Below are 23,919 nucleotides of genomic sequence, written 5' to 3'. Positions count from 1 at the left end.
GAAACATCACGGCCGCCGGACCCTGCTTTACGAACGGCGCAAAGATCGATGACAACATCGCTTAACTCCGAGACGATGCCCCGAAGAAAAGTCTCGCAACCCCTCGTGAAAAAGCAACCCCGCTAGCTTCACAACCCTGGGCTAACGCCCTCCGGCTGAGAGGGCTACCGTCCCGCTGCAGGCACCCAATTCGGCTGCCACTTCGGGGCGTGTGACTGCCCGTCGTTTGTTGCCGCTTCCGTTGCCGAGGTGGTGTCGACATCGTACGACGTCAACTGACGGGCATCTTGCCGACGGCGATCGTCGGCCAATTGTCGCAGAAATTCCGGCGAAGCACGATCGATCACGACGACCTTGCTCTTGGCCCTAGGGTCGGCCAGAGGTCGAACGATGCAAACCACTTCGGCCCCGCCGGCGGCCAAGGTGCTCAGCTCGGCGACGAGCGCTTGCTCGGCAGGGGCCATTCCCGCAGCGGCGGCGGCGAACGCAGCCGGAGCGGTGTGGCTGAGCGGAATCGCGTTCGACGGAGCGGTTCCCGCCGGAATCGTGCTGGTCGTCGGAACCGTGTTCACGGCCGGATCGGCGCTGCCGAAGGACGGCATTCGGGCCGGCATCGCCGGAGGATTCGAGGCCAAGATCGGTTCGCTCGCGAGACAAAACTTCGCGAGTCCCAATTGATTGAGTTCGGCATGCACGGCAGGGAGCGCGGCATATAAGCCTTCGTCGTCTTCCGGATCGGCCGCGTTGCAGACACCGACGACATACCCTTCGACGCTGAACAATCCGCCCCCCGAGCGTCCTTGCACCGGTTGGCCGGCGACTTGCAGATTCGGCGCTCCGAGGAACTTGTCGATCGTCGTCACGCGGCTGACGCGCGGCGTGGCGTCGTCGCCGTGGTTGCAACCGATGCTGACGACCGGATCGTTCGATTTCACGGCATAGCCGGCCGGCGCCACACGCGCCGTGATTACGTTCATGCCGGGCCGAAAGCTTAGAAAGCCGATATCGGTTTCCAGATCGTAGCCGATCACCCGGCCGACGATATCTTGCGGAGCGCCGGTGCCGTAGAGATCGACGGTGACGCGGCCGGCCCCTTTCGAGTCGCGAAAGATATGGCCGCAGGTGAGGACGAGGGCCTCCCCTTCGCGATTGTCGATGATCGTACCGGTGCCGACCGATTGACCGCCGGCGTCGTAGATTTTGATCCGCACGGTCGACGCGAGTAGGCGATCGATCAGCTCTTTCGTAAGCTGCGGCTTCGCGCCGGCCGAAGCGAGCGCGAACGGAGTGGTCGGAAGATTCGGAGCGGCGGTGGCAGCCGCAGGAGCCGAGGCGGCGCCGGATTGAGCGAGCTTGAGAAGTTGGTCGTAGCTGGTGCCGCCGACGATGCGGCCCGACTCGCGCCCCGCTTGCAGCATAACGAAGCACGGCACACCGGTGACGGCGAAGCGTTTCGCCAGCGCCGGCTCGCGGTCGATATCGATTTGTCGGACCGGCACGCCTTGCGCGGCCAAGCGTTCGACCGTCGGTTGCATCTGTCGACAAGGACCGCACCAGCTGGCGGTGAAATCGAGAAGCACGGTTTCTTGCGAAGCCGGTTGTTGCTGCAGCGGCGAGCCGCCGAGCGCGCAGACCATGAGAGCCGCTTGAATCAACATGCTGGAATCCCTCCCTGGATTCACCGTCCGTTTTGTGTGTCGCTCACATCCATGCTCGCGACACTTTCGAGTCGCACGACTAGGTGCCACTCGAGCCCTCGGCGACTTCACCCATCCAGGCTCCGTCGAAGGGAGCGGGATGATGCCGAGAGTGAGAAAAACTTACAATGCCAATTGGCGCACGGTGCGATCTGCCGGCAGCGCGGGCGGATCATAAACTTGCGATGTTGGTATTTTTACCGCGAAATCGCCAGCGAACCACGATCCTGATAAGCGACGGCCGACGCTACGCTTGCCGATTTCGCGACGGCTTTGCGCTGCGGTACCAGCGCCGAAGCGGTGCCGGCGAGGAAGAACACGAGCGAGTTGTCGATCGGCGTATAGCTCAGTTCGTGGAACATCAACTGGCACGCATACACGCCGAGCGCACCGAGCATGAGCACCGCTTGGCGCTGGGCCCATTCCGGCGAGGCCGGCGCTCGATACACGACCCAAGCGTTGCGAATCCAGAGCAGCATCGCGATCAGAAACAAGCCGAGGCCCAACAGGCCCGTATCGGTGAGCAAGCTGAGAAACGTATTGTGATGAACGTAAGGGCGCAGCTTTTCGAGATTCAGATCGGTCGCGCGATCGTCGAGATACGGCAGCTTGTCGAGCGGGAAGCGCCCGAAGCCGAAGCCGAACAACGGCCGGTCTTGAAACATCATCCACGACACATACGCAAAGCCGACGCGCATATTCGCCGACTCCGCCGTATCGGCCGCCGATTGCTCGCGCTGAAAGCCGACGATCTTATCAGCCTGCGTAGCACCGACGAGAATCCCCGCCGCCGCGATGCCTCCCATCACGAGGTTCCGCGCCCGCCCCTGCAACGTCATCAACAGCAACGTGCAGAGCCCGAGGCCGGTCCCCATCCACACGCTGCGCGTGTAACTGAAGAAGACGCCGGCGAAGTAAACCGGTAACGTCGCGATCATCACGCCCCGGCCGAGCGGGTGCAGTCGCCCGATCCAGAGCCAAGCCGCCAGTAGGCAAACTCCCATATAGTGCCCGAAGCTCACGCCGTGAACCATCGGGCCCCGAGCACGGCCGTAGTGCAGGCCGATCTTAGGATCGGCGATGTACGCGGGAAACACGAACGACCATTGCTGCGTGATTTCCAAGACAGCCGTAACGCCGAGATAGATTCCGAAGATCGCGAGGCTGCCTTGCACGATGCCGGCCGTTCGATCGGTCCAGCGCGATTGCTTCGCTCCCCAATAAAGAATGAGCGGCGTGAAATAGCCGCCGACCCAACGCCAGAGCGGTCCGACTTGCCCTTTCGGGAAGCCTTGCCAATCGCTGCACAACATACTGACGAACAGATAGCCGACGAAGGCGATGAGCGTCACGTCGGCCTTGTTCAGCGGCTTCGGCTCCGTGAGCCCGAGCGTTCGCTGAACGACGAGCATGCCGATGACGAGACCGAGCAGGAGGCGATCGATCGTCAGCGGCAACGGCCCGACGTCGAAATGCACGAACTCATATCCAAAGCAACAAACGGCGAGCAGCACTCCGAGACTCGCCGTGATCAACGATCCGCGCAGCATCACCACCCCGCCCCACACGAGACCCACGGCGGCGGCGAAGAGTAGGAGCGGGTCCATAACGAATGGCGTTTGCGGTGGTGCGGAACTACGAGATAGTGTGCGAAACCATAGGTCGCAGAACGTCCGCGCGACGTCTCCGCTGACTTCTATGCCGATCGTTACGGTCGTAGCGACTTGCGGTTCGAGCGTCGTCGATGCCGGCTACGAGCTTGCATTTCCGTGAGAAAAAGCAACATTTCCGCATGCCCAACCTCACCCTCCGCCTCATCCGCGATCTTGCGGAATTGAAACGTCTCGAACCTGCTTGGCATGCAATTGCCGGCGGAGTGCCGTTTCGTGAACCAGCGTGGCTGTTGACGTGGTGGAAGCACTACGGCCCGCGCGACGCCGCCGACCGCGTACGCCGCGAGTTGTTCGTGATCGCCGTCGAAGCCGCTTCGATAGACGGGGAGGAAGCCGAACGGGAGTTGGTCGGGCTCGCGCCGTTCTTCGTTGAATGCTCGCCGATCGCCGGCAGAGTCGTGCGGTTTCTCGGGTCGGGGGAAGTTTGTTCCGACCATCTTACGCTCCTCGCGCATGAGGACTTCGCGAAAGAAGTCGCCGCGGCGGTCGGCGAATTCCTTTGCACGACGCTTTGCGAATCGCCCCTGCATCGTGAGACCGGCGAACATTGGGACCGGATCGAGCTCAACGGCGCGCATGGCGACGATCCGATGATCGCCGCACTGCTCGTCGAGATGCATCGCCACGGCACGCGGATCGAGCGCCGGCGCGGAACCGGCCCGTGGCAACTTTCGCTACCCAACGGCTACGAAGCCTATCTAGCGACCCTTTCGAAATCGCATCGAAAGCAGCTTCGCCGTCTGGCTCGCAACGTACTCGATACGGATCGCGCACGCTGGCACACGGTACGAACGACCGCCGATCTCGAGATCGCCTGGCCGATCTTCGTCGACTTGCATCAGCGCCGGCGACAGAGTCTCGGAGATGCGGGAAGCTTTCGGTCGAAACGATTCGCCACGTTCCACGAAGAGGCGACGCGCCGCATGCTCGCGTGCGGCCGGTTGCGCATGCACTGGCTGGAGCTCGACGGCAAACCTGCGGCGGCCGAATACCATCTCGTCGGCGACGACGCCGTCTACGCCTACCAAGCAGGACTCGACCCCGATCAAATCGGCCAAGAGCCGGGCCGGCTCGCCGGCATCGCGATCATTCGGCAAGCGATCGACGACGGCTTCGCAACCTACGATCTGCTGCGCGGCGACGAACCTTATAAGGCCCACTGGCGCGCCGTTCCGTTGCCGACCGAATATGTCTCGATCATCGCGCCGCGCTGGTCGAGCTGGATGCGCTACATTGCGCATCGGATCCCGCGCTATCTTCGCGTGCGGCTGTTGGAGCTGTTTTCGCGGCGAGCCGTCGAGCGCGACGGAAGCTATCCCGGCGCGAAAACGCAAGCCGATCACGACGCGGCGGACGAGCTCGAATACGCGACGGCCGAGTAAGCTTCGATCGTTAGCCGGCGGCGACGTCGGCTTGCGACCAACTGCCGTCGACGAGCCGCCACGTCTTGCCGCTCACGTTTTTATTCTTGAGCGAGGCTGGCAGCCGATGCTCGCGCACGTTGTCGTAGCAAGCCAACATCGCAAAGCGATGAATCGCCGCCGGAATGCCGACGGCCGTGAAGCCGGGATGCCCGGTAGCAGGGAACGGCCCACCGTGGTTCATCGCCGCCGAGACGGCGACGCCGGTCGGCATCTTATCGTTGAGCAACCGACCGACCCGCTCGCGCAACGGCCCGACCAGTTGATCGTAGGCCGCGTCGTCGCTCCCTTTCGTGTCGGAATAAACGCAGCCGGTGAGGTTCCCTTCAAGGCACTTAAGCGCCGCGATCAGCTCGGCGACGTCTTTCGCAACGACGAACAACGATTGATTGCCGAAGCATTCGGTTTGCAGCGCATGCGGGTCGGCGATGAACTGGGCAGCCGTCGCCGTGAGCAACGTGTTTTGATAGCGAAAGCCCGCGGCATCGGAAACTTTTCCGCCGGCCAGCAGCTTGGCTCCCGCTTTCGCGAGCGTGGCGACCCCGTGCGCCAAGGAATCGGCCACGCCGCTCGACAACAGCGCCCCGACCGGAGCCCCCTCGAACTTCTTCGCCACTGCGCCGATGAAGCTCTCCGTCTTCGGCCCGGCCACGAGCAACACAAGCCCGGGGTTCGTGCAAAACTGTCCCGTTCCCATCAAGCAACTGGTCGTAAACTCATCGACCAAGGCGTCGCCCCGTTCTTCCAAGCAGCCGGGCAACACGACGACCGGGTTCACGCTCGACAGTTCCAAGTAGATCGGCTTGCCGACGGAATCCGCGGCAGCTTTCAACTTCAGGCCGGCGTTGCGACTGCCCGTGTAAGCGATCGCGCCGAGTCGCGGATCGGCAACGAAACGTTCCCCGTCGGCGTGCGACGTGCGATAGAGCAATTGGATGGTTCCCACAGGCATTTCCGTGGCGACGGCGGCGGCTTGCGCTTCTTCCGCCAACAGGCGCGTGGTCGCGGGATGCGAAGTGTTCGCCTTCGCAATAACCGGACAACCTGCGGCGATCGCGGCTGCGAAGTCTCCCCCGGAAGCGCTGCCGAAGGCGAACGGAAAGTTGTTCGGCCCGAAGACCGCGACCGGCCCGAGAGCTTCGAAGCGTGCCCGAATGTTGAGCTTCGAGTCGATCGTCGGGACGCTCCACGATTCTTCTTCGGCGGCCGCGGCGGCTTGTCGAAGCTGGCCGATCGTGCTCGGCAGCTCGACATCGAAGAGCCGCGGTTTCACAGGATAGCCGGTTTCTAAGTTGGCGACCTTCGCCAACTCTTCGCCGCGAGCTTGGAGGCGATCGGCGAATGCGCGCAGGAAGGCGGCGATGCGCGCGGGAGGCAAGGCCCGCAATTGCTGAAACGCCGCCGCGGCCGAGGCCAGCGCGGCTTCGCAATCGGACCACGTGCTGATCGGATACAGCTCGGCGAGCTTCTCGCCCGTTTGCGGGTTCGCCGATTGGAATGTGCCCGACGCTTCGGACTTGCGCCAAGTTCCTGCGATCAAGACCGACTGTAGGTTGCTCACGATTGCGTCGTCCTTCGAGGCGAGATGTTCCGTGCGGTTAGAATCGTCGGCACGATTTTAACACGATCGGTCTCGCTGAAATAGACGCTGTACGCAGCCTGCGGCCGGCTCGACTATTTCTTGGCCGGCTCTTGCACCGGACCGGCCGGCGGACGGGTGGTCGTCGGCTTTTCGTTGGCAGGAGCCGTGGTTGTCGCAGGGCCGGTCGCTGGGCCGGTTGTCGGGGGAGTCGGCGTGGCGCTTTGGATGGCGGGCTCGTCGGCGGCGTACTTTTCGAGCTCCTTGAACATCGAGTCGCGAACTTCTTCCCAAATTTTCGACTTGGCTTCGTTGCCGCCGAGCACATCGCGCAAGGTTTCCCATTGGATGCGATTCAACTGGGCCACCTTGATGAAACCTTCGATCACTTCGAGATCGTCGCGATCGTGTCCGGGGGCTTTGGCAAGGGCTTGCATCTGTTGTTCGACTTGCTGCGACAGCGCGACTTGTGCGCCGAGTAGTTCGTCGGACTCATTCGCTTCGTACGCTTCGGAAGCGATCGTGTCGGCGAAGATGCCGGCCCCGAGATAGCTTTGGTTCAGATACGCCAAGGTGAGCGTCAGAAACGTCTCGCTCACGGCATCGGCGGCGGCATCGGTATCGTCGAGCCCGACGACTGCCGGCAAGCTCGTCGTCGTGGTCGTTGTAGCGGATACGGTAACCGGAGTCGCTGTGACTGATGCGGCAGCAGGCGTTGTCGCCGCGGGAGTCGTTGTCGTGGAAGTCGGTGTCGTGGAAGTCGGTGTGGCGGAATTCGTCGCTGGAGTTGCCGGCGAAGTGGGAGCTGGCGTTTCGGAGAATGCCGCAGCGGAAATAGCAACGACGACCAGCGCGGCGGTAAAGAATCTGCTAAGCGACATTCGGTCGGTATCCTTGAAGTAGTCGACGTCAGGGAGATGGAAACGGAAGAGTTCGTACGCCGATTTCCGTGGGGGGACGATATAACGCATCCTCGCCGACCGACGCAACAGCAACCGCGGCGGAGTCGGTTGCTAGCGAGGTAATCGATTCTGCCGAACGCCTCCTCCATTGAGCAGTTATCACTTATCATTGAGCACTTCCTCCCTGCCCCACGCCTTCGACTTAGTGCCGCCTCATGACGACGCTCGACTATCTACTTTTATGCGCGGCCGCGGCCTTGGCCGGTGGGATCAATGCCGTGGCCGGCGGCGGAACTTTGCTGACGTTCCCGACGTTGATCGCAATCCTCAGCCGCACGCACGATAGCAGTGCGGCAGCCGTACTCGCCAACGGCACGAGCACCGTCGCGCTGTTCCCCGCTTCGATGGCCGCGCTGTGGGGCTTGCGACGCGAATTTGCTTTGTATGCCCATTGGTCGGCGAAGCTGATCCCGCCGAGCATCGTCGGCGGAATCGGCGGGACGCTGCTCGTCACGGAGTTGCCGAAGGAACTGTTCGCGCGCTTGGTCCCTTGGCTCATCCTTACCGCCGCCTCGCTCTTCACGCTGCAACCGTACATCGCAGGCTGGATGGGGATCGGCAAGAAAAAAGAAACCGCTCCCGTAAGCGAGCGACCGGCCGAGCGGCATCACGGCGCGGCGGTCGCCGGCGTGATCCTGTTTCAATTCGTCGTCGGAATCTACGGCGGGTACTTCGGCGCAGGAATCGGCATTCTCATGCTCTCGGCGCTGGCGATGATGGGAATGTCCGACATTCACGCCATGAACGGCTTGAAGAGCCTGCTCGGCTCCTGCATCAACGGCGCGTCGGTCGTCGTGTGGATCTATCAACGTAAGGTCGATTGGTCGCTCGCCGTGCCGATGGCCGTCGCGGGCTGCCTCGGCAGTTATGCGGCGGCGCACTATTCGCGCCGGCTGCCGAAAGTTCTCATCCGCCGCTTCGTCATCGCGATGGGCTTCAGCCTCGCGGCCTTCTACTTTTATAAGCAGTGGCAAGCGACGATTTAACGCGCACCGTTCCCGTGCGGCTCCCCTACCTCGCTATTAAGTTGGTTTAAGTTGTTTTTTCGCGGCGAGTTTCGCTCCGTCGGGCGGTTGCCCATGCCGCCGGCCGCTGAGTATGATGGTCGCTCGTCGCCGGCTGCGCGTTTGCGAAGCGAGGGCGAATCCCGTTTTTGTCGTTCGTGCTCCGTACGTGTTCCGTTCGTCTCCGCAGGAAGGGCTCGGCTTTGAATTCTCTTATTCCTTGGTCCTTCACGCTCTTTGCCGTCGACGTGGTCCCCCCAGCGCCAGCGGGCAGCGAGATCCTGCCGTGGCATTGGGGTGCCTTCGCGGCGTTCGTCTTCGCGATGCTCGTCCTCGATCTCGGCGTGTTCCATCGTCATTCGCGCGAAACGACGATGCGCGAAGCCGGCATCTGGACGGTCGTGTGGTTGGCGCTGGCCTTGGCGTTCAACGCCCTCGTTTGGGCCTGGCAAGGGAGTTCGGCCGGAGGTGAGTTCCTCGCCGGCTATCTCACCGAGTGGGCGCTGTCGATGGACAACGTCTTCGTCTTCGCCGTGATCTTCAGCTACTTCCGCGTCCCGATGAAGTATCAACATCGGGTTCTGTTCTGGGGCATCCTCGGGGCGGTCGTTTTAAGACTGACGTTCATCCTCGTCGGCAACGTGTTGATCAAGCAATTCGAGTGGTTGTTGCCGCTGCTGGGCCTCGTCTTGGTCTACACGGGCGTGAAGCTCGTTTTCAAGAGCGAAGAAGAAGTCGATCCCGAACACAGCCCGATCTTACGGATCTCGCGTAAGCTCTTCCGCGTCGCCAAGGGAGAGCACGGCAGCCACTTCTTCGCGCGCGAAGAAGGGAAACTTTGCGTCACGCCGTTGTTCCTAGTGCTGCTCGTCGTCGAAAGCACCGATGTCTTATTTGCGATCGATAGCGTGCCGACGATCTTCGGCCTCGTCAACGTCAAGGCTTCGTACTTCACGTTCGTCGTCTTCACGAGCAACGTCTTCGCGATCCTCGGCCTCCGCGCACTCTACTTCTTGCTCGCCGGCATGATGGACATGTTCCGCTACCTCAGTTACGGGCTCAGCGCCATCCTCGTCTTCGTCGGCGTGAAGATGTGCGGCGAGTATGCGGCGCATCATTTTCACTGGGTCGCCGAAGGAGAGAAGATCGTGCCGTGGTGGGGTTCGCTCGGCACGATCGTCGCGCTGCTCGGCGTCTCGATCGCCGCGTCGATCATCAGTGCGAAGAATCACGGCACCGGCGGGCATCCCGACGCGCTGAAGCCGCATCTGCCGGATGATAGCTAGAATGGCGATGCGGCAACGCCTGAATAGCTGGCTTCCAAGCGACGAATATCAAAATCCGAATGACGAAGAAATGCCTGTCGAGCTAAGAGACTTAGCCTGTATTAAACAGACACCGAACTTTTCAAGGCGGCCGCTCACCGAGTTAGAATTACTCGACCATATTCACGGCTGCTTGATTATTCAGCCGAATCGCGGCACACCGTTTCACAACTTCGGATACTGGGACTTAAACGACGCATGCATCGGGCAATGGCTTGCTGTCTTTACGCAACTCAGAAAACGATTCGGTGACGGCGGGAACTTCACCTACGAGTTCCCGTATCCGGATCAAGGCGAACCCAAACTCGAGTTCATATTTAACGATGAAACGGTTCTTATTCGAACCACATTTTTTACAGATGACAGTTGGACGAAAATCGAAGACACAGTCGAGCAATTCACAACGCGTGCTGAGTTTGAATCGCTTATCAGCGAAGCGTTGCGACTGATCGAGATCACTGTTCTCACTGCCAGTCCGACAAACGGCTCTCAATGGTTGAAGCGAAACCGGGACGAATAGCAAAACCATTCCCCCGAAATGCGGCCTAAGCGTTCATCAACTCCTCGATCGCTTCCGCATCCACCGGCACATCGGCCATCAGGTCGATCGGGCCGTTCGCCGTGACGACGATGTCGTTCTCCAGCCGAATGCCGATCTTTTCTTCCGGGATGTAGATCCCCGGCTCGACCGTCAGCACGCACCCTTCGGCAAACGGCTCGTGCATCGGGCCGACGTCGTGTACGTCGAGCCCGAGCGGGTGGCCGAGGCCGTGCATGAAATACTTTCGGCAAGCCGGCTCGTCGGTCGGTGCCTTCTTCACGTCGTCGGCCGTAATGAGCCCGAGCTGCAAGAGCTCGTCGTTCATCATCAGTTGCGATTCGCGTGTCCAATCGCGATGGAGCTTGCCGACGGTCGCCCCTTGGATGGAAGCGCGCATCACGCGCAGCACGGCATCGTAGATGGCGCGCTGTCGCGCCGTAAAACGTCCGGAGACGGGTATCGTGCGCGTGAGGTCGGCATTGTAGTTGGCATAGCTCGCGGCGACGTCCATCAGCAATAGTTCGCCGTCGGCGCAAACTTGATCGTTGGCGATGTAGTGCAAGGTACAGGCGTTGGCGCCCGAGGCGACGATCGGCGTATAGGCGAACTTCGCCCGATTGCCCACGAACTCATGCGCAAACTCCGCCTCGATCGCATACTCCGTCGTTCCGGGCTTCACGAACTTCGCGACGCGAGCGAAACCTTGAGCGGTGATCCTGACCGCTTCCTTGAGCAGCGCGATTTCCGCCGCCGACTTCACGACGCGCAGCCGGTGCATCAGTGGAGCGAGCCGACGGTAGGTGTGCAACGGATATCGGCGCCGACAATCTGCGATGAAGCGCTCGTCGCGCGATTCGACGTCGACCGAAGCTCGCTTGTGTTCGTTCGAATTGAGAAACACTTCCTCGGCGTCGCACATCATGTTGTGCAGCGTGCCGCGCAAGTCGCTCAACCATTTCACCGTCCGAACGCCGGAGATCGCGGTCGCTTCGGCCTTCGAGAGCTTGTGCCCTTCCCAAATCTTCAAGTGTTCGTTGGGCTCGCGGAGAAAGAGCACCTCGCGCAGCTTCTCGTCGACGGCGTTCGGCGATAGCACCAGCAGCGACTCTTCTTGTTCGATGCCGGTCAGATAAAACAAGTCGGAGTTGGCGACGAGCGGCAGCGAGCCGTCGGCGTTCGTCGGCGGAACGTCGTTGGCATTGACGACGGCCACGGCTCGGGCCGGCAACAGCGCGGCAAGCTTGGCCCGATTCTGGTTGAAGAGCGAGGCGTCGATGGGAGCGTGTCGCATAGGGTTCTTAGTTGCTAGGGGGTGGAGTTTGTCGATCAGGGGGACTTTGCGTTGCTTCGATGAGCCACGATCTTACCCGTAAAGCCCCCGCTTTCGGTATCGAAAAAACGGCGCGACGCGGTTCTCTCCGCAGCGCGCTTGTCGGCGGGGAGCAACAGGGTGCCGGCGTAACGATTCTAACGCTTGGCAAAAACCCGCAAGCTGCGCCCGACATGAGGATTTCATTTTTGCCGGCATCGTCGATCGTCCGATCTCTTACTTTGCCGGCGACGTTCGGCCCGTCGCCTCTTCCCCAAATCTTGCGCGCCGTTCGCGGCGTTATCGGAGTCTTCACGTATGCGCTGTTTCTCGTCGTTTGCGCTCGCTTTCGGTCTGATCTGTAGCATGGCTTCCGGTTTGCAAGCCCAAGACTTGCCGACGACGCACGACCACGGCATCACGATTTCTCCCGACCACCTGACCGGTGCGATTCAAGACTCCCAAGACTTCTGGGGCCCGGTTCGCAAATATCTCGTCAGCGAAGAATGCTCGATCGACGAAGCCGCCCGCCGCGCCGAAGCGGTCGCCTTCCTCAAACGCGTCCACGACGGACTCCACGAACGGCTCTTCAACGGCACCGAGACCGAAGCGGTCGACCTCGTCGATTATCTCGGCCATCGGTTGCGCATGTTCGAAGTCTACCGCAAGCTACGCACGACGGTCGGCGACGACGCCTTGCTGGTCGGACTCATTCGCGATTGGGAAGCGGAGTTCCGTTCGATCCATAAGCTTCCGCTCGCCGAACAAGCGGCGAAGGCCGATCAGCTCGTCATCGAAATGACCCGCAAGATGCAATTGGGCAAGCTCGACGAAGCGAAGATCGTGGAAGCCTCGAAGCTTTGGAAGATTCAAGCGAGCGTGGTCGAGAAGATGTCGGCCACGCATGCCGGCAAGATGATGATCCACTTCGAAACGACCGAAGGGGACAAGCTGGCGGTCGAAGTCGGGGCGTTGCTCCTGACGATCTCGAGCGCCGCCGATTGGGTACTTATCACGCGTGAAGTCGAGACTTCGATCGGCCGCGACGCGTTCGTCAAAGCCTATGCGGAGCTGCAAAACCTCCGCGGCAAGTACGAGACCGCTCTCAAGCCCGCTCAGAATCGCTAGGGCGCTCGCCAGGTGCGTCGGGAAGCGCGGGTGCCCTAGGTAATCACGCAGCCCGACGCGTTTCCGCAGGCCCCTCGACACGACTTGGCCCCGCTTCGAAGCGCTCGAACGCGCGAGCGCAGCCGGGATAGCGATAGAGCACTAAGCAGACGAGCATCGCCAGTCCGGAAGCGAAGAGTGTGTCGCTGATGAAGTGCATGTCGCCGACGGATCGTTGCAGAGCCACGAGCGCGGCGAGCGCGCCGAAGAACCGACCGCCGCGCGGATAAAGTGCCGTCAGCCCCAGCGCAAGGCCCACGGCCGTGGCGGTGTGGGCGGAAGGAAAGCTCTGGTTCGCGCTCCCGTTGCCTGCCAACGGGAACCAATCGCCGAACTGCTCGCCGATCCCCCCGGAGCCGACTCCGATCCAATAGAACGGGCGTTGCCTCGTGACGCAGAGTTTCACGAGATTGGCCGCGATTCCCGCTCCCCAACTGGCGCACGCCAAGCGGGGCAGCATGCGTCGGCGCGCCGGATCGAGCATCCAGACGGCCGCCAGAAAGAACGGCACCCCGGCCCCGCTGCCGAACATTTCGGTGTGATTCACCACCTGCGCGACGAAGCGCGGCAGCGTGGTATGAAAGTCTTGAACCGCCATCGGACGATCGACCGTCGGGATCGCGATCGCTCCCAACGCGAATAGCAACAACGGCCAGCGCAGCGCGATCCAGATCCCCCGCTTCGGATAAGCCCAAGCCGGACGAACGGGCACGACGCCGTCACTCGCTCGCGAATGGTTCGTCGTCGACGACGACTCGCGAGTTGTTCGACCGGAGTTCAGCGAAGATTTCAGCATGAAGATTTCAGCATACCGTGGCCTAAGGACGAAGCGATGAAGTCGCAAGCATGCAACCCGCGGCGGAAGAGCGGCGGACTTTATCGACATCGCGAATGCCGACCAAGAGCAATGCGGGGGAGGAGTAAGCCGGTTCTTGCTATTCATTGCCGGCCATGCCGGCGGCCCGCCTCGATACGACAAATATTCGCGTTGTTACGCGATGTCTTCCCGCATACCATGCTCGCCTCGTCCGACTCGGGTGCGCGCGCAGGATGTTCGCGCTTCGCGAGCGGCGATCAGCAAAAATCTGAAAGCCGGAAGTTATGCGCAGGGAAGTGCGTGATCAGCTATGCGTTGCGGCGGCGGCCGTCGTCGTCTTCTTTACGCTTTTAGGCACTCCCTATCTTTGGGATGAAGACGAGCCGAAGAACGCCGAATGCGCTCGCGAAATGCTCGAGGCCGGCAACTGGTCCGTGCCGCAATTCAACTACGCGCTCCGCACCGACAAGCCGATCCTGCTCTATTGGCTGATGCTCCTCTCCTACAAAGCGTTCGGAGTGACGGAGTTCGCGGCCCGCTTTTGGTCGGCGACGTTGGCCGTCGGCACTTCGCTGCTCACCTACCACCTCGGCCGACTTCTCTATCGCGCCGAAGTCGGGCTTTGGGCCGGACTCGCGATCGCCACTTGCTTGATGTTCGGCGTGAGCGGACGCGCCGCCACTCCCGACTCGACGCTCATCTTCTGCATCACGCTCACGCTCTATCTCTTCGTCCGCTTCGGCGGGGTCGGCATTCCGCAATCCGCAACGTCGACGACAGGCCCGTTAGCACGCGGCGGTTATAGCGCCATGTATGCCGCGATGGGCTTCGCGGTGTTAGCCAAAGGCCCGGTCGGCGTCGTCCTTCCCGGCGGCATCCTAGGGCTGTTTCTTCTGTGCCGCGCACAGCAACATGCTCTCGCCGATTCCGCCGCCGGCGATCTGAAATGGTATCGACGCGTCGTGCGGCAAGTCGCGCAAACCTTGGCCGTGCGCAGAATCTTCGCCGTAGCGCAGTCACTCCGCCCCCTTACCGCGATCGCGGTACTGGCGCTCGTCGCCTTGCCGTGGTACGTCACCGTCGGCATCAAGACCGACGGCCAGTGGCTCGTCGGTTTTCTCGGCAAACACAATGTCGCTCGCTTCACCGGTGCGATGGAAGGGCACAGCGGCCCGATCTTCTACTACGCGATAGCGGTGCTGATCGGCTTCTTCCCCTGGTCGTGCCTCTTGCCGATCGGCATCTATCGGCTCATTCGTCGCTTGCAACTCGGCGCCCCGAATCCCGACCGCAACGCCGACACGTTTCTCGCCTGTTGGGCCGGGCTCTATATCGGCTTCTTTTCGCTCGCGAGCACGAAACTCCCCAGCTACATCCTCCCCTGCTATCCCGCGCTCGCCCTTCTCACGGGCAAGCTCATCGATGAATACCTACGCAGCCCGGCGCTGGTGCCGCGAGTGTGGTTCCGCTGCGCGCTCTATACGCCCGCGATCATCGGCGTGACGCTCGCCGTTGCTCTGCCGATCATGGCAACGTACCTCTTGCCCGGCGAACAGTGGCTCGGCGCTCTAGGCATTTCGCTGATCTTCGGAACCATCGCGCTCGTCGCGCTCGCCAACCGCGCTCCCGTCGGCAGCCCCTTCGCGTATCGCGTGCCGACGGCGTTCGCGCTGATGGCCGTCACGTTCACGACGTCGCTCGTCGCCGTCGCCGCCGGTCGCATCAGTCTGCACACGACCAGCCCGCAAATCGTCCGCGCGGCGCACGAAATCGCCGGCCCCGGCGCACCGCTGATCGGCTTCCGTCACTATGAGCCGACGTTGATCTTCTATGCCCGTCGCGAGATTCCAAGTGTCCATACTTCGGAAGATCTTCACGCGGCGCTCCGGCGATTGCCGGGGGCTTGCATCGTGACGCGCGATGAACATCTCGGCGACCTCTCGGCCGCATTGGAATCGGTGCCCGACATTCCCGTACGTCGCCCCCGCTTTCTTCGCCGTCATGGAGAAGTCGTCCTCGTCGTTCCGAAAACCACGGCCCTGGCCGCCGCTCAACGAGATTTGCTTCGCTAGCCCGCAGTACGTCTCGCACCACTTCACCCTCAACTAACAACTTTATTTCGCAGGCTCACCCATGCGCGGCACATCGCACGCCGGGCCGAGGTTGATTGCTCGCTTCTCCGATGCCGTCGGTCGCCGAGCGCGGCGCTTATGGCATTCGATCACGGTCGGCGATCGCCCGCCGGCCGCCGAATCGGCGTTGCGTTGGTTGCGCGATCTCGCCGGCGACGGCGACGGGATCTCGCCGACTTGCGGTAGTTCCGCGATCTGCCCAGGCCTGTCGGCAGCCGCCGTGGCGACGTTCTTTTCCTTCGGCGAGACGGAACTCGCGATTCGTTTCGCCCGCCGCCTGATCGTGCTGCAAAAACGCGACGGCTCCCTTCCCGACGCCGGCCTGCTCCACGGTTCCCTCTTCAACACGGCCCAAGCCGCGCGCGCTTGGGGAGCGCTGCTCGATGCCGAACCCACGGCGCTTCCGGAAGCGCAAGCCGCGTTGCGACGCGCCTGTTGTTATCTCGCCGGCCGGGTCGGCGACGACGGCGCCATCCGACTCTCGGCAAGCGGCGGATCGTTCGAGCGTTGGGCTCCGCCGATCGTGCATCTCGTCGGCTTCGGCGTCCTCGCCGATTGGGCGAAGCGTTGGAACGTGCCGGCTTGGCGCGATGCGGTCGGTCGCGCCGTCGGCCGCATCCTGCGAACCGAAGACTCGGCCCGTCCCAACGCGCAATCGCACATCGCCGCGCACGGCATCGAGGCGTTTCTGAATCTCGCTTCTTTCGACGAGCGTTGCGGCTTAGTCGCCCGGCGCGCGCTCGATGAAACGGCCGCGATGCAAACCACCGACGGCGCGCTCCCCACCGATCTCGTGCATCCGTGGACCTCTTCCGCCGGGCTCGCGCACTACGCCGCCCTCTGGTTTCGCAGCGGCCGGCGCGAGGCCGGCGACCATGCGATGACGTGCCTTACCGGCCGACAGCGCGACGACGGTTCCTGGACCGGAAGTTGGGGCCGCGGCGCCGCCTACTTCCCGCGTTCCAGCTCTGCTTGGACGGCAAAATACTTTCTCGATGCCGCAGCCGGGCAAGTCGCCGATCGCTTTAACGACGCCACCCTCACGCGCGACCCAAAAAGTTTTGCCGCCCCTCTCATGGCCGACGACGAACGGCTCCGCGCCGTCGATCGGGTCATCGGCAAGATCGCCTACACATTCGGCTCGGACGCTTCCTTCGTCGACGTCGGTTGCGGCACCGGCCGGTATCTCGAACGCCTCGCCGCGCGCCATCCCGCGCTCCGCCTGACCGGCATCGATCCCGCGCCGCGCCTCCTGGAGAAACTCCCGCCCCGGGCAACGTCCGTCGCCGGCAATTTGCTCCACCTTCCGGCTGCCGATGAAAGTTACGAGGGAGCATGCTGTGTCGAAGCGCTCGAGCATGCCCTGGTTCCCGAACGTGCGGTCGCGGAGTTGTGCCGCATCGTCCGCCCCGGCGGTCGGGTCGTGGTGATCGATAAAGACGCGCGGTTCCAAGCTCTTTCCGTCACGGAAGCTTGGGAGCGCTGGTTCACGCCCGAGTGCGTCAGCGCATGGCTGGCGAAAGACTGCGACGACGTCACTTGCGAGCCCCTCCCCGTAGGCCCGCAGCAGCAAACGCCCGGCCTGTTTCTTTGTTGGACCGGCGTAAAACGGGCCGCTTCGCAAGCCGTCTCGTTTCGACGAGCCGCCTGAGCGGCGCAAACCCGCCTGATCTCGCGTCGTTTCCCGACTCTCCGCGCGGTTTCGGTGTACATCCGCGGCGGGGCCGATCATAATATCGGTCTCCCCTTTCGGGCCCACATTTTCGGGCAACCTTTTTCCGGCCAATGTCCCGATCGTCCCACCGTGCCGTTCCAGGTCATCCCCATGCCTTGTTCCGTTTTACGTTCCCTCCGCTTCGTGCCGGTGCTCGGCCTAGCGCTGCTCGGCGTGTCGCCGGCCCCGGCCGACGAGAAGCCCGCCGCCGGTTCGCCGCCGGTAAGTTATGCTCGCGACGTGTTGCCGATCCTCGCGAAGAATTGTTTCTCCTGCCATGGCTCCGACGCCGAACATCGCGAAGCCGGCCTTCGGCTCGACGTGCTCGAAGGTTCTCTCGCCCAGTTGCCCAGCGGCGAACGAGCGGTCGTGGCCGGCAAGCCGGAACAGAGCGAGTTGCTGGCCCGCGTGACCAGCACCGACGCCGACGTGCGCATGCCGCCGGCGAAGCACGGCAAAGCGCTGTCGAGCGAACAAGTCGAGATCCTGCGCCGCTGGATCGCGCAAGGGGGCTCGTATGCGAAGCATTGGGCTTTCGTCGCGCCGCAAGCCGAGCCGCTCCCTGCGGTGCGCAACACGGCGTGGTCGTTGAACGAGCTCGATCGATTCATTCTCGCCAAGCTCGAAGCCGAAAACCTCGCGCCGAACGACGATGCCGATCGCTACGTGCTGGCTCGTCGGCTGAGCATCGACTTGCGCGGCCTCCCGCCGACGATCGCCGAAGTCGATAAGTTCCTCGCCGATAAGTCGCCGGATGCCTATACGAAATACGTCGAGCGCTTGTTGGCCGATCCCGCTTTCGGCGAACGTTGGGCGCGGCCTTGGTTGGATCTCGCGCGCTATGCCGATAGCCGGGGCTACGGCTCCGACCCGCTCCGCTTGAACATCTGGCCCTATCGCAATTGGGTGATCGACGCTCTGAACCGCGACCTCACATACGACCGGTTCACGATCGAGCAGATCGCCGGCGACTTGCTGCCGAACCCAACGCCCGAGCAAATCATCGCCACGGCATTTCATCGCAACACGATGACGAACACCGAAGGGGGGACCGACGACGAAGAATTCCGCATCGCAGCCGTCAACGATCGGACGCACGTCACGATGCAGGTCTGGATGGGGCTGACGATGGGTTGTGCGAAGTGCCACAATCATAAGTACGACCCGATCTCGCAAAAGGAATACTATCGCGCGTTCGCGATTTTCAATCAGACCGAAGATGCCGATCGCGGCGACGAGTCGCCGAACCTGCCGGTGCCGGATGCCGGCGAAGCGAAGAACGCGCTCGCCCGGGCCGATCTGCAAGCCAAGATCGAGGCGTTGAAAAAGAAGCTGCTCCCGGTCCCCGTGCCGGTGCCTGCGGCTCCGGAACCGGTCAAAAAGCCGGCAAACGGCGGGCTCGCCGCCGAGCTTCTCAAGGACAAAGATCCTAAAAGCAAAGATTCGGCAAAGGCCGCACCGGCCAAGCTCGACCCCAAGGAAGAAGAGAAAATCAAAGCCCAGATTCGGACGCATGAGAAAGAAATCGCGGCGCTGCAACCGGTCGCGGTGCCGATCTTCCGCGAGTTGCCGAAAGAGAAGCAACGCCCATCGTTCATCCTGATCAAAGGAAACTTCCTGACGCGCGGCGAACCGGTCGTGGCCGGCATTCCCGAGGCGTTCCACCCGATTCCGAAAGAGCCGACGCCGACACGACTCACGCTCGCCCGCTGGCTCGTCGCGCGCGACAACCCGCTGACGGCCCGCGTCGCCGTCAACCGCCTCTGGGCGCAGCTCTTCGGCATCGGCCTCGTCGAGACCGAAGAAGACTTCGGCATCCAAGGGGCGCTCCCGAGCCATCCCGAGTTGCTCGATTGGCTGGCCGTGCGCTTCATGACGGGGGTCGATAAGCCGGCCGGCGGTGCGCTTCGCGCGCAGCCCTGGTCGATGAAAGACCTGCTCCGGTTGATCGTGCATTCGCGCACCTATCGACAAGCCTCGCGCCCCTCGGCCGCGGCCCTCGCGCGCGATCCGCGCAATCGCCTTCTCTCGCATGCTCCGCGCGTGCGGCTCGAAGCGGAAGCGATCCGCGATCAGGCCCTCGCCCTCTCGGGCTTGCTGAGCCGTAAGATCGGCGGGCCGAGCGTGTTCCCGCCGCAGCCGGCCGGCATGTGGCAAGCCGCGTTCAACGGGGAACGGACTTGGACGACGAGCACCGGCGAAGATAAATATCGTCGCGGGCTCTATACGTTCTGGCGGCGCACGGTCCCGTACCCCTCGATGACGACGTTCGATGCTCCAAGCCGCGAGATCTGCGCGGTCCGCCGCATTCGCACGAACACGCCGCTCAAGGCCCTCGTCACGCTCAACGATCCGGTGTACGTCGAAGCGGCGCAAGCGATCGCGCGGCGCATCGTGCGCGAAGGGGGCTCGTCGCCCGAAGAACGGGCGCGCTTCGCGCTCCGGCTCTGCACGAGCCGGCCGCCGACGGAGGAACACGTCGCCGCGCTCCTCTCGCTGCACGCTGCCGAGCTCGCTCATTACCGCTCCGATGCGAAAGCGGCGGGTGAGTTGTCGGGCGAAGCCGTAGCGGCCGCGAAACCGCAAGCGAAGAACGATACTCTTTCCGCCGCCGTTGCCGAAACCGCCGCTTGGACCGTCGTTGCCAACGTGCTACTGAATCTCGATGCGGTCTTGACCCGAGGATAATGCTCCGATGAATCTCGATGATCCCCACGGCCGCCGGTTGCAAATACAAACTCGCCGGCAGTTTCTCCGCGCCGGCAAATTCAGCCTCGGGGCGGTAGCGCTCGCGCAGCTTATGGGCGATCGGGCCGGCGCTGCGAAACCGCAAGCGAAGCCGGCGGCTGCCGCTGCGACTACCGGCGCGCATGTCGTGCATGCGCCTCCTAAAGGTGGGCAGGCCAAGAACGTCATCTACTTACACATGTCCGGCGGGCCGCCGCAGCAGGAGTTGTTCGATTACAAGCCCGAGCTTGTGAAGCGCAACCTCCAGCCCTGCCCCGACTCGCTGTTGAAGAACGCCCGCTTCGCGTTCATCAAAGGGCATCCGAACATGCTCGGCACGCCGTATAAGTTTAAGCAACAAGGCAAAAGCGGCGCTTGGGTCAGCGAATTGTTGCCGCAGATCGGCGCGAAGATGGACGACATCGCGCTCATCAACTCGATGGTCACCGATCAGTTCAACCACGCACCGGCCGAGCTCTTCCTCTTCACCGGCTCCGCCAACGCCGGTGGAGCCTCGATGGGTTCTTGGATCACCTACGGCCTCGGCAGCGAAAACTCCGACCTGCCGGGCTTCGTCGTCCTCGTCTCCGGCGGCACCGACCCGACCGGCGGCAAAAGCCTCTGGGGTTCCGGTTTCCTACCGTCGGTGCATCAAGGAGTGCAATGCCGGAGCGTCGGCGAGCCGATCCTGTACGTCAACGATCCGGCCGGCATGTCGCGCGACGTTCGCCGCCGCAGCCTCGACACGCTCAACAAGTTGAACGAGCTCGAGTCGCGCGAGTTCGGCGATCCGGAAACGCGAACCCGAATCGAACAATACGAACTCGCGTTCCGCATGCAGACCGCGGTGCCCGACGTGATGAACATCGCGAATGAATCTAAGGCGACGCATGAAGCCTACGGCACGAAGCCGGGCGAAGGATCGTTCGCCAACAACTGCCTCCTCGCGCGCCGGCTCGTCGAGCGCGGAGTGCGCTTCGTGCAACTCTTCGACTGGGGCTGGGACTGCCACGGCACCGGTCCCGGCGACGACATCGTCGTCCACTTGCCGAAGAAAGCCGCGCAGATCGACAAGCCGATCTCGGCACTGCTGACCGACCTCAAGCAGCGCGGCATGCTCGACGAAACGCTCGTCGTCTGGGGAGGCGAGTTCGGCCGCACATCGATGAACGAAGCCCGCGGCGGCTCGAAGTCGCTCGGCAGAGATCATCATCCCCACTGCTATTCGATGTGGCTCGCCGGCGGCGGCGTGAAAGGAGGGACGACCCTCGGCGCGACCGACGAATTCGGCTACGCGATCACCCGCGATCCGGTCGGCGTGCGCGACCTACAAGCGACCGTGCTCCACTTGCTCGGCCTCGACCCATTCCAACAGAAGTATCCGTACCAAGGCTTAGACCAACGCCTGATCGGCCCGGACGACGCGGCGGCGCGGATCCGCCCGGAGTTGATCGCCTAAAGTAGCAGGCACGTTCCACGTGCCGTCCGCCTAACGGAGTCTGGAACTACCGACCGATACCGCAATGCCTCATCGGCGAGCGTCGGCGTTTAAAGGGGTGACGGCGCACATTCACAGGCTACAATACCGGCGTCGCCCCTCGGGCCGACGTTTCCGTTTCCCTCGCACGCACACAAGGAACACCCCCATGGATTCCTCTCCTCTCGATCGTCGTCAGTTCAATCAACTTCTCGGGGCCGCGTTCGGCGGGCTCGTCACCGGCTCGGCCGTCGGCTGCAGCGAGCCGAAGGCTTCCGGTTCCGCGCCGGCGGAAGTCGCCGCCGATGCGCCGAAAGACGACAAGACCGCTCCCAAGACCGAAGCGCATGCCTGTCGCGGGCTCAACGCCTGCAAAGGCCAAGCGGTCGACAAGAAGAACGGCTGCGCCGGGCAAGGCACCTGCGCGAACGTGAAGCATCACACCTGCGGCGGCCAAAACGATTGCAAGAATCTCGGCGGCTGCGGCAAGACGGCCGGCGCGAACGAGTGCAAAGGCCAAGGGGGCTGTGCGGTTCCGATGCATGCCGGTGCTTGGGAAACGGCGCGCAAGCACTTCGAAGAACGGATGAAGAAGGCCGGCAAGAAGTTCGGCCCTGCCCCGGCCGCGCCGAAGCCGAAGGAATAGTTCGCAGATGGCGAACGACCACCCACCGACGACGACCTCGCCTGATTCGGGCCTCCCGAATCTCGGCCTCGGAGTCGGTTTGCGAACGGCCCACTTCGCGCACTTGCTGCGCGAACGGCCGGTCGTCGATTGGCTGGAGATCATCTCCGAGAACTTCATCGATTCCGGCGGCCGCCCGCGCTACGTGCTCGAGCAACTTGCCGAGCGTTATCCGATCGTCATGCACGGCGTGTCGCTGTCGATCGGCGGTTGCGATCCGCTCGACTTCGAGTATCTCGGCAAGCTCCGCAACCTCGCTCGCGCGATCGACGCCCGTTGGATCTCCGACCACGTCTGCTGGACCGGCGTCGCCGGCCGCAACACACACGACCTGCTGCCGCTGCCGCTCAACGAAGAGTCGCTGAAGCACGTTGCCGCGCGAGTGCGGCAAGTGCAAGACTTTCTCGAACGGCCGTTGGTTCTTGAGAACCCGAGCAGCTACGTGACGTTTCGTTCGTCGACCATGAGCGAATGGGAATTCCTCTCGCGGCTCACGGCCGAGACCGATTGCCGGCTGTTGCTCGATGTGAACAACGTCTACGTTTCGAGTGTGAACCACGAGTTCGATCCGCTCGAATACATTCGCAGCGTGCCGCACGATCGCGTGGTGCAGTTCCACTTGGCCGGCCATACCGATTGCGGCACGCACATCGTCGACACGCACGACGGGCCGGTCGTCGATCGGGTGTGGGAACTCTATCGCGAGGCACATCGGCTCACGGGCGGCGCGGCGACCCTGCTCGAATGGGACGCTTCGATCCCGGAGTTTCCGGTCGTGCATGCCGAGGTGCTGAAGGCTCGCGAGTTCATGGACGCTCGTGAACCTGTGCCGGCGTCGTACGAGCCCGCAGCGCGAGCCGAGCCGATCGCGCACGCTTCCGCGGTGGCGCACCCGCTGCATCATGTCGTGGCGGAAGTCGCCTAAAGAGATCGAGTCGCCCGTCATGGATCCAACACAACCTTTGAAGCTCGCTGCGCTCGAGCGCTGGCTGCAAGCCGTGGTCGCGCATCCCGGCGGCGCCCTCGAAGGGGCGCACAGCGACGAAGCGACGACAACGCAACTCGGCGGCATCGCGGAAGTGATCGAGCCGTCGTCGAAGCAGACGAGCCTAGAGCGCGTGAACGTCTATGCGCACGGCTATTGGTCGCGCTTGCTCGATTGCCTGCGCGAAGATTTTCCGATGCTCCGCGCAGCGCTCGGCGATGAGATGTTCGACGCGTTCGCGGTCGGCTACTTGCAATCGTATCCCTCACAAAGCTACACGCTCGGCAAGCTCGGCGCACGCTTTCCGCAGTATCTCGAAGAGACGTCGCCGCAATCGTCCGAGGCCGACGCTTGGCTCGTGCCGATCATCGAGCTCGCCGTGCTCGAACGGGCCATCAACGATATCTTCGACGCACCCGGCGGCGAAACGCTGGGATACCTCACGCCGGAAGACCTCGCCGCGATCGAACCGCAGCAGCGCGCCGAGATGCGATTGGCGCCGCTGCCGACGTTTCGCTTGCTCCGCTTCCGTTGCGAGCTCGACGATTATTTCAGTGCCTTGCGCGGGGCGAGCGAACCCTCGGCCGTGCCGCTGCCGGATCTCGGCGACACCTATCTCGCTTTGTCGCGCCGCGAGTTCGTCGTACGCCGTCACGGCCTCTCGCACGCGCAATACGAATTGCTGACTTCGCTGGCGGCGGGCC

General features: G+C 62.9%; 18 protein-coding genes. 12 read left to right on the top strand and 6 right to left on the bottom strand.

Annotated elements, in window-relative coordinates:
- Positions 1-164: 164 nt before the first annotated feature.
- The gene (locus K8U03_13055; protein MCE9605817.1) at positions 165-1,658 is read right to left on the bottom strand and encodes a trypsin-like peptidase domain-containing protein; all 1,494 of its coding nucleotides are present in this window, start codon (positions 1,656-1,658) and stop codon (positions 165-167) included.
- Between the two features lie 236 nt (positions 1,659-1,894).
- Entirely contained in the window at positions 1,895-3,304 is a 1,410-nt protein-coding gene (locus K8U03_13050) for an O-antigen ligase family protein (protein ID MCE9605816.1), read from the bottom strand.
- 185 nt (positions 3,305-3,489) lie between these two features.
- On the opposite strand from K8U03_13050, the gene K8U03_13045 reads away from it, so the two are divergent.
- Entirely contained in the window at positions 3,490-4,752 is a 1,263-nt protein-coding gene (locus tag K8U03_13045; protein MCE9605815.1) for a GNAT family N-acetyltransferase, read from the top strand.
- Positions 4,753-4,762: 10 nt separating this feature from the next.
- Here the strand turns inward: K8U03_13045 and K8U03_13040 are convergent, their stop codons facing one another.
- Positions 4,763-6,352 (bottom strand): aldehyde dehydrogenase (NADP(+)), encoded by a 1,590-nt coding sequence (locus K8U03_13040; GenBank protein ID MCE9605814.1) that lies wholly within the window; start codon positions 6,350-6,352, stop codon positions 4,763-4,765.
- 113 nt (positions 6,353-6,465) lie between these two features.
- A complete protein-coding gene (locus tag K8U03_13035) occupies positions 6,466-7,251 on the bottom strand; it encodes a hypothetical protein (protein ID MCE9605813.1) in 786 nt (261 codons plus the stop codon).
- A 236-nt stretch (positions 7,252-7,487) separates the two neighbouring features.
- Between K8U03_13035 and K8U03_13030 the strand changes: the two genes are divergently transcribed.
- The 3 genes from K8U03_13030 to K8U03_13020 all read left to right on the top strand — a co-directional run bounded on the left by K8U03_13030 (position 7,488) and on the right by K8U03_13020 (position 10,181).
- The gene (locus K8U03_13030) at positions 7,488-8,318 is read left to right on the top strand and encodes a sulfite exporter TauE/SafE family protein (GenBank protein MCE9605812.1); all 831 of its coding nucleotides are present in this window, start codon (positions 7,488-7,490) and stop codon (positions 8,316-8,318) included.
- Between the two features lie 341 nt (positions 8,319-8,659).
- Positions 8,660-9,622 (top strand): TerC family protein, encoded by a 963-nt coding sequence (locus tag K8U03_13025; GenBank protein ID MCE9605811.1) that lies wholly within the window; start codon positions 8,660-8,662, stop codon positions 9,620-9,622.
- A 1-nt stretch (position 9,623) separates the two neighbouring features.
- Positions 9,624-10,181, top strand: a complete 558-nt coding sequence (locus tag K8U03_13020) for a hypothetical protein (protein MCE9605810.1) — start codon at positions 9,624-9,626, stop codon at positions 10,179-10,181.
- A 25-nt stretch (positions 10,182-10,206) separates the two neighbouring features.
- On the opposite strand, the gene K8U03_13015 is transcribed toward K8U03_13020, so the two are convergent.
- Positions 10,207-11,493, bottom strand: coding sequence for an aminopeptidase P family protein (locus K8U03_13015; GenBank protein MCE9605809.1), 1,287 nt, complete (start codon positions 11,491-11,493; stop codon positions 10,207-10,209).
- Between the two features lie 336 nt (positions 11,494-11,829).
- On the opposite strand from K8U03_13015, the gene K8U03_13010 reads away from it, so the two are divergent.
- Positions 11,830-12,639, top strand: coding sequence for a hypothetical protein (locus K8U03_13010; GenBank protein MCE9605808.1), 810 nt, complete (start codon positions 11,830-11,832; stop codon positions 12,637-12,639).
- 43 nt (positions 12,640-12,682) lie between these two features.
- On the opposite strand, the gene K8U03_13005 is transcribed toward K8U03_13010, so the two are convergent.
- Positions 12,683-13,474: a phosphatase PAP2 family protein gene (locus K8U03_13005; protein ID MCE9605807.1), complete on the bottom strand. Its 792-nt coding sequence runs from the start codon at positions 13,472-13,474 to the stop codon at positions 12,683-12,685.
- A 305-nt stretch (positions 13,475-13,779) separates the two neighbouring features.
- Between K8U03_13005 and K8U03_13000 the strand changes: the two genes are divergently transcribed.
- The 7 genes from K8U03_13000 to K8U03_12970 form a co-directional block, all read left to right on the top strand.
- On the top strand, positions 13,780-15,567 hold the full coding sequence (locus K8U03_13000) for a glycosyltransferase family 39 protein (protein MCE9605806.1): 1,788 nt from the start codon (positions 13,780-13,782) through the stop codon (positions 15,565-15,567).
- Between the two features lie 61 nt (positions 15,568-15,628).
- On the top strand, positions 15,629-17,278 hold the full coding sequence (locus K8U03_12995; protein ID MCE9605805.1) for a class I SAM-dependent methyltransferase: 1,650 nt from the start codon (positions 15,629-15,631) through the stop codon (positions 17,276-17,278).
- Positions 17,279-17,452: 174 nt separating this feature from the next.
- Entirely contained in the window at positions 17,453-20,029 is a 2,577-nt protein-coding gene (locus K8U03_12990) for a PSD1 and planctomycete cytochrome C domain-containing protein (GenBank protein ID MCE9605804.1), read from the top strand.
- A gap of 7 nt (positions 20,030-20,036) precedes the next feature.
- A complete protein-coding gene (locus tag K8U03_12985) occupies positions 20,037-21,527 on the top strand; it encodes a DUF1501 domain-containing protein (protein ID MCE9605803.1) in 1,491 nt (496 codons plus the stop codon).
- 187 nt (positions 21,528-21,714) lie between these two features.
- Positions 21,715-22,191 carry a hypothetical protein gene (locus K8U03_12980; GenBank protein ID MCE9605802.1) on the top strand — a complete coding sequence of 159 codons (477 nt, stop codon included), beginning with the start codon at positions 21,715-21,717 and terminating at the stop codon, positions 22,189-22,191.
- A 7-nt stretch (positions 22,192-22,198) separates the two neighbouring features.
- Positions 22,199-23,155 (top strand): DUF692 domain-containing protein, encoded by a 957-nt coding sequence (locus K8U03_12975; protein MCE9605801.1) that lies wholly within the window; start codon positions 22,199-22,201, stop codon positions 23,153-23,155.
- A gap of 19 nt (positions 23,156-23,174) precedes the next feature.
- On the top strand, positions 23,175-23,919 hold a 745-nt coding region (locus K8U03_12970), incomplete at its 3' end, for a DNA-binding domain-containing protein (GenBank protein ID MCE9605800.1).

The sequence above is a fragment of the Planctomycetia bacterium genome, from assembly GCA_021413845.1.
In the GTDB taxonomy this organism is placed as follows: Bacteria; Planctomycetota; Planctomycetia; order Pirellulales; family PNKZ01; genus PNKZ01.
This window is presented reverse-complemented; position numbering and strand designations above follow the sequence as displayed.